The sequence below is a fragment of the Kitasatospora sp. NPDC015121 genome (assembly GCF_055562955.1).
Window position 1 is genome coordinate 1 of sequence record NZ_JBVHEH010000079.1, and the last position, 6,535, is coordinate 6,535.

The window sequence follows — 6,535 nt, forward strand, 5'->3', positions numbered from 1 at the left end:
TTGGCGGGGGTGCGGAGGTCTCTTCCGGGGTTCATGGTGCCGTCGGTGGTGGTGGTGTTGGGGGAGTTTCCGGTGACGGTGCATGGGAAGTTGGATCGTAAAGCCCTCCCGGACATCAACTTCGAACCTCAATCGCTGCAGTATGTCGCGCCGCGAACGCCGGTCGAGGAGACGGTTGCCGCAATCTTCGATGATCTGCTGGGAACGTCCACGGTGGGCGTGTACGACGACTTTTTTGCTCTTGGTGGGAACTCTCTCAGTGCGGCCAGGTTGGTTGCGCGAGTGAATTCTGTTCTCGGCGAACGGATCAACATCCGCGACGTCTTCGATGCTTCGACCGTTGCAGCGCTGGCGGAGTTGGCGCAGAGCCGCGGAGGGGACAATGGAGGTGATATCAGCGGCGGAGAAGGAGCGAAGCCAGCGTTGACGCCGCGGGGTACGACGACGGATATCCCACTTTCACCGGCGCAGGAGCGAATGTGGTTTGCGAATCAGTTCGCCCCCGAATCCGCCGCATACAACGTCACGTGCGCGTTGAGGCTCGACGGCGCACTGAATGTGAGTGCGCTTCGCGCTGCATTTGTCGACGTCGTCGAGCGGCACGAGTCTTTGCGCACTGTTTTTCCTCTCACGGACAACGGACCGCGTCAAGTGATCATGTCCACCTCACAGGTGGTATCGGATCTCGCACCGATACTTGTACAGGGAGGCGAAGACCTGCGCGAGCGTTGCCGGCAGATCGCTTCGGTTGGTTTCGACGTCACGCAACAGGTCCCGATGCGCGCCACCTTGTTGCGGCGAGATGACCAGGCCCACTCGCATGTCCTGGTGATCGTGATTCACCACATCGCCGCCGACGGATTCTCGACGGTACCGCTGGCCCGAGATCTCATGAGCGCATACTCCTCCCGTGTGAACGGTGAGGCACCTCGGTGGGCGCCGCTCGCGATCCAGTACGCCGACTACGCGTTGTGGCAACGTGGTTGGTTGGGCTCCGAATCCGACTCTCGGTCCTCGATCTCGAAACAGCTCATCTATTGGGCCGAGAATCTTGCGGGCACACCGGAGGTTCTCGACATTTCGACTGATCGACCGCGCGGTGACGTGCGTTCGCTCCGACGCGGACGGATTCGGTTCGACTTCAGCCCGGAGATTCATGCCGGTGTGGTTGCCCTGTCGCGCACACACAACGCCACGGTCTTCATGGTTGTGCACGCAGCCTTGGCAGTGCTGCTGGCGAGGCTCAGTGATGAGGACGACATAACCGTCGGAACTCCCATCGCCGGACGTGGGGAGCGCGAACTCGACGACCTGGTGGGTATGTTCGTCAACACCTTGGTCTTGCGCACTGCAGTGGACCGCGGCGCGACATTCGGGGAGTTCCTCGACCAGGTCCGAAACGTAGATCTGAGCGCCTACACCCATGCGGACGTGCCGTTCGAACGAGTCGTCGAGATCGTGAATCCTTCACGTTCGACGGCATACTCGCCCCTGTTTCAAGTCATGTTGGAGTTCCAGGACATCGAGCGACCTACCCTGGAACTCCCCGAGTTGCAGGTGACCGACATGGGTGTCGAGATCGACACCATCAACTTCGATCTGCAGTTGACGGTGGCCCAGAATGTCGACGACGCCGGTGAACCGGACGGTATTTGCGCCGAATTCGGTTATGCCACAGATATTTTCGACAATGAGACAGTAAGGGGCTTCGTCGACCGCCTGCAACGGATTCTCGAGCGCGTCACCACGGATCCGCAATCGCGGATCGGAGATATCGAGATTCTCTCCGCCCGTGAGTCGGTCGAACTGATACCCGTGCGAGGTGTGATTTCCACCGCTGTTCAGAGCCTTCCGGATGTGCTCACTGCAGCAACAGATAAGGCGACCGCCCAGGATCCCGGCGCCGTCGCGCTGGTGTTCGAGGAACGTGAAGTGACATATCTCGAACTCGACGCACAGTCGAACCGATTGGCCCGCCTGCTGATCGAATCGGGAGTGGGTCCCGAATCGGTGGTGGCGTTGTGTCTTCCACGCTCTGTCGAGTCCGTTCTGGCGGTGTGGTCCATTGCCAAGACCGGTGCGGCATTCCTTCCGGTGGACCCAGGACATCCTGCTGCACGTATCGAGTACATGCTGCGCGACTCCGGTGCAGCGTGGGGGATAACGTCTCGAGCTCACCACGCAGCATTGTCCGACCTCGTGCCGTGGCTGGTTCTCGACGATGCCGGTTTCGAGGAACGGCTGTGGGCGTACTCCCCATCGAAAGTCACCGACGCGGATCGGCGGGCACGGATTCGAATCGACAATCCGGCCTATCTGATCTATACCTCCGGATCTACAGGAACGCCGAAGGGCGTGACAGTCACACACCGCGGGTTGAGCGACTTTGCTCTCCAGGAGCGCGAGACATTCGCTACCACCACCGAAGCAAGAACCCTGCACTTCGCCTCGCCGAGTTTCGACGCGTCGGTTCTCGAACTCGTGCTGGCCGTTGGTGCTGGAGCCACGATGGTGATCGTGCCACCGACTGTCTACGGCGGGTCGGAGCTGGCGGCGCTACTGGAGCGCGAGCGGGTCACCCACTGTTTTGTGACTCCGGCGGCTTTGGCGTCCGTCGACCCAGACGGTCTCACCACTGTCGGTTGTGTCGTGACAGGTGGGGAGGCGTGCCCGCCGGAATTGGTGGCCCGCTGGGCGCCGGGCAGACAGATGTTCAACGCCTATGGTCCTACCGAGGCAACTGTGGTGTCGAGTATCAGTGCGGCACTGGCTCCTAACGACCCGGTCACCATCGGCGCACCTACTCGCGGATTCAGCGAGGTAGTGCTGGACTCGCGTCTGCGAGCGGTACCGGTAGGTGTCGCGGGGGAGTTGTATCTTGCCGGGCCGGCTCTCGCTCGCGGCTATCACCGGCGATCCGCGCTGACCGCCGCGCAGTTTGTCGCAGATCCCTTCGGTGCGCCGGGAACGCGGATCTATCGCACGGGCGATCGCGTGCGGTGGACGCCCGACCGGCAGCTGGAGTATCTCGGGCGCACCGACGCCCAAGTGAAGGTCCGTGGGTTCCGCATCGAACTCGGGGAAGTCGAGGTGGCATTGCAGACGCACCCACGCGTGGCCCAGGCGGTGACGGGCGTCTGGAACGGCGACGGCAGCGATCGGTTGATCGGCTACGTGGTTCCCGATCGCGGGGTGAGTGTCGATCCGCGAGACGTCCTCGCGCATGCAGGCACGCGACTGCCGTCGTACATGGTGCCTGCGGCGGTGGTGGTGCTCGACGCACTTCCGCTGACGGTTCACGGAAAACTGGACCGCGCAGCGCTTCCCGCACCCGATTTCTCGTCCGCGGCCACACCCGACCGGCCACCGCGAACGGAAACCGAGAATCTTCTTGCCGCTCTGTTCGCGCAGGTTCTCGGCCTCGACACCGTGGGAGTGCATGATTCCTTCTTCGAACTCGGTGGAGACAGCATCATGTCCATCCAATTGGTGGCCCGCGCTCGCGATGCTGGTGTGATCATCTCGCCGCGAGATGTATTCGACCACAAATCTGTTGCCGAACTTGCCGAGTCGGCGCACGTGGAGCAGGACGGGCCTGATGCGCTCGCGGAGCTGCCCGGAGCCGGTATCGGCACCCTCCCACTGACGCCGGTGGCGCAGTGGATGCTCGACCGCAGCAGCGGCGGCCTCGAGGGGGGTGAGCTGAACCGGTTCACCCAGGCGCTCTTGCTGACCGCTCCCGCTGATCTCACCCAGGACCTCCTTGTCCGGGGCGTTCAAGTGATGCTGGATCGGCACGACATGCTCCGTGCTCGCCTGGTCGAGCGTGAGCAGGTCATGGAAGTCCTACCACCCGGCTCGATCTCGGCCGAGGGACTGATCCACCGAGTAGCTGTCGATTCGGTCGACGACGAAGGTTTCCGGGCCTTGGCGTCGGGAGAACTCGAGGCCGCTGCCGACAGCTTGGATCCCGCCGCCGCTGACATGGTGCGCGTGATCTGGTTCGACCTGGCCGACAAACCTGACTTGTCGAACCAGCAGGGCCGATTACTTCTGGTGATTCATCACCTGGTTGTCGACGGCGTCTCGTGGCGCATTCTGGTCACCGACCTGGCGTCGGTGACAGCGCAACTCCAGGCCGGTGTCACGCCTGAACTACCACCGATCGGAACGTCGTTCCGGCGATGGGCGCATGGGCTTGTCGAGCACGTGGGTGACCGGAGCGCAGAACGGGAGGTGTGGACAACGATCCTGAACGGCGATGACCCACTGATCGGTTCGCGCCCACTCGATCCCACGATCGACGTCTATGACACGGTCGACACCGTCACAGTGGACATCTCGCCTTCGGTGACCAGGAACCTTCTCACCACGGTTCCTGCGGCATTCCACACCGGCGTGAACGACGGACTCCTCACCGCTGTCGCGTTGGCCTCGATCGGGTGGCGACGACGCCGAGGTATGGATACCGCTGCCGCCCTGATCACTCTCGAAGGACACGGCCGCGAGGAGGGTGCGGTTCCTGGCGCAGACCTCGCTCGCACCGTTGGTTGGTTCACCACGCTCTACCCGGTGCATGTGGATCTCGGCGGAATCGACGTCGACGACGCACTGGCAGGTGGCGCCGACGCCGGACGGGCTCTCAAAGCTGTCAAAGAGTACGTGCGTGCGATCCCCGATCGTGGAATCGGATTCGGGATGTTGCGGTACCTGTCTGGCGAGAGGGACACACTCGGTCGATTCCGTTCTCCTCAGATCAGTTTCAACTATCTGGGCCGGATCAGCTCCTCTGACGGAGCACAGGACTGGCTGCCGGTGGAGGACAATCGAAAGCTCGGCGGAACCCAGAATCGTTCCATGCCGGTGGCGTCCGTGATCGACATCAACGCCGCGGTTGAGGACCATGTCGACGGGCCCTGCCTGACAGCATCTTTCACCTTTCCCCGCGGAGTGCTCGACGCGTCGGACATCGCGGAATTCGCGGAACTGTGGCGTCGTGCACTCGACGGACTCACCGCGCACGCGTCGCGACCTGATGCGGGCGGTCTGACGCCGTCGGACATTCCCCTGGTCTCGGTGGACCAACAGCAGATCGAACGCTGGGAGAACGACTTCCCCGGATTGCGCGATGTCTGGTCGGTGTCACCCCTTCAAGCCGGGCTGATGTTCCATGCCTCACTGGCGGCCACGTCGACGGACGTCTACACAGCGCAGTTGTGCATCGAACTCGAAGGAGCGGTTGATTCCGAGCGTTTACGCGGCGCTGCTGCTGGACTACTCGCAAACCACCCGAATCTGTGCGCCGCGTTCGTGTACGACGTGAACGGCCTACCGGTGCAGTTGATTGTCGACGATGCAGTGATTCCGTGGACCGAGGTCGATCTGAGTGATCGAGGATCGGCAACCGAAGCAGATCTGGAGCGCCTCCTCGACGAGGATCGCAGTGCACCCTTCGACCTCGCCTCGCCGCCACTGCTTCGGCTGACGCTGCTGCGAACCTCGCCGACGAGGTGCGTGTTGGTGGTGACAAACCATCACATCGTTCTCGACGGTTGGTCGATGCCGTTGTTGGTTCGCGAACTGCTGACGCGATACGCGGCCGACGGTCTCCCGGTCGACAGAGCCCCGGCCGATCTTCCCGAGACTCCGTCATACCGCACCTATCTGGAATGGTTGGTGCACCGCGACATCGAGACCTCGCTCGCGGTATGGGCGGACGCCATGGAAGGCGTCGACGAGCCGACGTTGTTGGCGGCTTCGGCGCCGATCGCGGAGCAACTGGTGCCCGAAGAAGTCGCCGTCGATCTACCCGATTCGGTGCTCGAGGGACTTGGTGCGCTGGTCCAGCGGAGTGGGATCACGATGAACACGGTGATCCAAGCCGCGTGGGGTGTCCTGCTGTCTCGAATGCTTTCCCGCGACGACGTCGTCTTCGGCGTCACAGTCTCGGGCCGTTCACCTGAATTGCCTGGTGTGGAAGACATGATGGGGCTGCTGATCAACACATTGCCTGTCCGCGTGCAACTGGATCCGGACGAGACCTGTGCGCAGCTGCTCGCTCGACTACAAGGCGAACAGACAGCTCTGCTCGATCATCACCATGTCGGACTCGGCGCGATTCAATCTGTCGTAGGGACAGGCAATCTATTCGACACACTGTCGGTCTTCGAGTCGTATCCGATCGATACCTCGGGGATGGACGGGAACACCGATATAGCCGGTATGCGCGTCACCGCTGTGACTGCCCGGGACGCCACGCATTACCCACTCACCGTGCTGACGGTCGCGGAACCCGCGCTGCAGGTGAGCCTGCGGTATCAGCCCGCGGCACTCGACCGCGCCGCGGTCGACACCATTGCGCAGCGGATGTCGCTGATCCTTGCCGCCTTCGCAGCGAACGCGGATACGCCGATCGGCGAGGTCGACGTGTTTGTCGCCGGCGAGCGTGGGTTGGTGGTGGGTGGTTGGGATGGTGTGGGGGTGGCTGTGGGGGGTTTGACGTTGGTGGATGTGTTGGATGGTCGGTTTGCTGGTG

1 protein-coding gene is annotated in these 6,535 nt (G+C 62.6%); it reads left to right on the forward strand.

Annotation, left to right across the window (positions count from 1 at the left end; genetic code table 11):
- Window positions 1-45 precede the first annotated feature (45 nt).
- The coding region (locus ACZ3J7_RS40710) for an amino acid adenylation domain-containing protein (RefSeq protein WP_465628447.1) at window positions 46-6,535 on the forward strand (6,490 nt) is incomplete at its 3' end.